This is a genomic window from Archangium sp. (genome assembly GCF_036389735.1).
In the GTDB taxonomy this organism is placed as follows: Bacteria; Myxococcota; Myxococcia; order Myxococcales; family Myxococcaceae; genus Archangium.
Window position 1 is genome coordinate 1 of sequence record NZ_DASVWK010001133.1, and the last position, 3,118, is coordinate 3,118.

4 protein-coding genes are annotated in these 3,118 nt (G+C 70.5%); 2 read left to right on the top strand and 2 right to left on the bottom strand.

All coding sequences use genetic code 11. The annotated features are described in order from the left end of the window. Nucleotides 1-39: 39 nt before the first annotated feature. Together VF794_RS40755 and VF794_RS40760 are read right to left on the bottom strand one after the other, a co-directional pair. Entirely contained in the window at nucleotides 40-1,071 is a 1,032-nt protein-coding gene (locus VF794_RS40755; protein ID WP_331119302.1) for a peptidylprolyl isomerase, read from the bottom strand. Nucleotides 1,072-1,137: 66 nt separating this feature from the next. Next, nucleotides 1,138-2,154 carry an alpha/beta hydrolase gene (locus VF794_RS40760; protein WP_331119304.1) on the bottom strand — a complete coding sequence of 339 codons (1,017 nt, stop codon included), beginning with the start codon at nucleotides 2,152-2,154 and terminating at the stop codon, nucleotides 1,138-1,140. Nucleotides 2,155-2,329: 175 nt separating this feature from the next. Between VF794_RS40760 and VF794_RS40765 the strand changes: the two genes are divergently transcribed. Both VF794_RS40765 and VF794_RS40770 read left to right on the top strand, forming a co-directional pair. Beyond that, nucleotides 2,330-2,572 carry a CBS domain-containing protein gene (locus VF794_RS40765; protein WP_331119306.1) on the top strand — a complete coding sequence of 81 codons (243 nt, stop codon included), beginning with the start codon at nucleotides 2,330-2,332 and terminating at the stop codon, nucleotides 2,570-2,572. Nucleotides 2,573-2,608: 36 nt separating this feature from the next. Then, entirely contained in the window at nucleotides 2,609-2,884 is a 276-nt protein-coding gene (locus tag VF794_RS40770) for a GIY-YIG nuclease family protein (protein WP_331119308.1), read from the top strand. Nucleotides 2,885-3,118: the final 234 nt, after the last annotated feature.

The window sequence follows — 3,118 nt, forward strand, 5'->3', positions numbered from 1 at the left end:
GGACGAAGGCCTGCGGCATGAGAGGGCTCCTCTTGGGGATCACGGGCGCTCCACGGGCGCGGAAGGTGGGGGGGCGGGAAGGGTTCCGGGGGGCGGACCGCTCGCGGGCCGCATGGGGGTGCTCAGGTCCACGTGCACCCGCGAGAGCGTCGCGGCGTCCACGCTGAAGCCGGAGCGGCGCTCCAGCCCGGCGAGCAGCTCCGCCCACGCCTGGGTGCGCTTCTCATTGGAGAGCCGGCCCATGATCTGCTGGCGCACATCCTCGAGCCGCTGGTTGAGCGCCGACTGGTGGCCGGTGAGCTGGAGCAGGTGCAGCCCCGCCTCCGTGCGCACCACGCCGCTGAGCGCGCCCGGGCCATGGGGGACGAGCGCGCGCGCGGCCTCGGCCACCTCGGGCCCGAAGTCCTGGGCGAGCACCTCGAGGGAGCGGTAGCGCAGGTCGCCATCCAGCGGCTGCGTGCGGGGCTCCTCGCTGTGGGCCCGCGCCAGCCGCCCGAAGGCGGTGAAGTCCTTGGGGGGCAGGGCCTTGGCCTGGGCGAGCACCTGCTCGGCCTTCGCGTGCGCCGCCGCCACGCGGGCCGCGTCCGCCCGGGGCGCCGCGAGGAAGACATGCGAGAGCCGCACCTGCTCCGGCCGCACGTAGTCCTCCTTCTGGCGCTCGTAGTACGCGGCCACCTCCGCGTCGGACACGGGGGGCTGCGCCTCGTCGAGCTGCGAGCGCATCAGCCGGGCCACCAGCGCGCGCTTGGTGCTGGCCACCACCTCGGGGTCGTTCTGGAGTCCGCGTGCGAGCGCCTCCCGCACCAGCAGCTCGAAGCGCGCCACGCCCTCCACGTACTCTCGCTTCTGCTCCAGCGTCTGGTAGCGCTCGCGCAGCGCGGGGCTCATCTCTTCCAGGCGGCGCGTCAGCTCCTCGGCCGTCACCTGGTCGCCCTTCCAGGTAGCCACCGGGGTGCCGCCCGCCTGGGGGGCATGACGGAAGTCCACCAGGGCGTGGCCCGACGCGGGGCCGCGCTCACAGCCCGCGAGGGTCAGGAGGGCGAGGACGAGAAAGCGGGAGACAGAGGACATGGGAAATGTGGGCCCGTGGGGGTAGCACGCCGAGGGGGAGCGGACAACCGGGCGACCCCCGAGGCCTCAGGGCCGGGTCGCGTGCGCGGACAGGAACGCCTCCACCAGCGGGAAGATTTCGTCCGGTGCGCGACGTCCGAGCACCAGGTCGGCATGCCCGTAATCCTCGGCGAAGCCGTGGCCCCGCCCGGCCACCACCAGCTTCACCGGCCCCCCGAGGTGCTCCTGGGCCCGCGCCACGGCGAGCGGGGGAGCGAGCAGGTCCTTGCTCCCCGCCAGGAGCATGATGGGCACGCGCGCCCCGGCCAGCGTCTTGCGGTAGCAGGTGCCGTCCGTCATGCAGAAGGCGTCGTGGGTAATCCAGTGGGCGAACTGGCGCAGCACGCCGCCATAGATGTCGGCGGGCACGTTGGCCAGGGCCTTGCGCACCACGTCCGGCTCCATGTTGGAGGCCAGCATCATGTAGCGGCTGAGGGGACCCGGGGGGGCGCCAAAGAGGGCGATGCCCGTGATGCGCCGGGTGGGAATCATCTTCAGCCGCAGCAGGGGCTCGATGCGCTGGATGAAGCGCTTGAGGCCCGGCTGGACCGCGAAGGTGAAGGGGCTGCCCATCGCCACCGCGGCCCGCACCGGGGCTTGCGGGTTCCGGGCCAGATGGCCGTAGAGGGTCAAACCTCCCTTGGAATGCCCCACCCAGAGCACTTCCTTGGCTCCCGTGGACAGCACCGTGCGCAGCGCGGAACGCACGTCGTACTCGGCTTGATCATCAAAGGAGGCATCGCCGCACTCACCCGCCAGCCCCCGGCCACGCAGCTCCAGCACCCATGTCTCGAAGCCCGCCCGGGCCAGGTAGCGCGCCAGGCTGTAGCGCTCGTCGAAATCCATGTGGAACCGGTTTGCCCCCAGCCCATGGCAGAGGATGACCGGCTCGGCATGGCGGCGCTCGCCCCGGGGGTGGTAGCGCCCCATGGCGATGGCCGCCCCGTCATCCGTGGGCACCCGGTACAGCTCGTCCGGTTTGAAGGGCAGGGTGAGCAATCCTTCTCCCTCCCGGTTCATCGTCCGGGAGAAGAGATCCGCCATTCGTGTCAGCCTGGGACCATTTCGGTTCGTCACGCCGGGAATCTAATGCCCCGCGGTCCGAGTGCCGCGTTCAAAATCCATCGCACCCACATGTCGGCAGAGTGGTTGCAATGGACTACCCGTGTTCAAGCCGGGAGGCATGGGGATGCGGCAAAACCCGACATTTATGGAAACGTTGTCATCGACAGAGGGATCGCTTCTTCCCACGGATACCCTCCTGCGCGCCCTGCGCGTGATGGAGCAGCGGCAGGTGTGGTTGCTCCCCGTGAGGGAGGAGGAGGGGGTGCTGCTGGGGCTCGTCACCCGGGAGCACATCCTGTCCGCCTGGAAGGTAGACCCTTTCCTTCCCGTGGCCGCGGTGATGGCGGCGCGCAAGGGCGGGAGCCGGGCCGAAGCGGAGACGCTGGCGCTCGGGTGAGGTGACGGGGGCGTCCGGCCGGGGCGTGGGTGCGCTATGCTCCGCGCCGTCGTGCCGGACGCTTCCTGGACCGTCTACATGCTGCGCTGCCGGGATGGCACGCTCTACACGGGCGCCACCAACAACCTGGAGCGCCGTGTGGCCACCCACAGCCGAGGCAAGGGCGCCGCCTACACCCGCGCCCGCCTGCCGGTGACGCTCGTGTGGAGCGAGCCCGCCGCGGACCGGAGCGCCGCCCTTCGCCGCGAGGCCGCCCTCAAGCGCCTTTCTCGGGCCGAGAAGTTACGCCTCGTCCAGCGGGTGCATCGCTGACCCAGGCCGGGTTTCTTTTGACCCTGTTTTATGGGAGATTGAGGATTGAACCCTCGATTCCCTCGAAACCCCGAGAGACCCGAACAAACATGAAGCAGGCGCACGGGGGGCAACCCCTGGATGGCAAGACTGGGCCGGCCCGGAGCGAAGAGGGGCTGCTGCGAGATCAGCAGTACTTCTTCTATGCGGTGGCCCTCCCGTGTCTGGCGTTCTGGGTGGTGGACGCGCTGTCGG

What these genes read in the sequence shown, in the direction of transcription:
- VF794_RS40760 (WP_331119304.1), bottom strand. Translation starts at nt 2,154, where the DNA reads ATGGCGGATCTCTTCTCCCGGACGATGAACCGGGAGGGAGAAGGATTG.
- VF794_RS40755 (WP_331119302.1), bottom strand. Translation starts at nt 1,071, where the DNA reads ATGTCCTCTGTCTCCCGCTTTCTCGTCCTCGCCCTCCTGACCCTCGCG.
- VF794_RS40770 (WP_331119308.1), top strand. Translation starts at nt 2,609, where the DNA reads ATGCTCCGCGCCGTCGTGCCGGACGCTTCCTGGACCGTCTACATGCTG.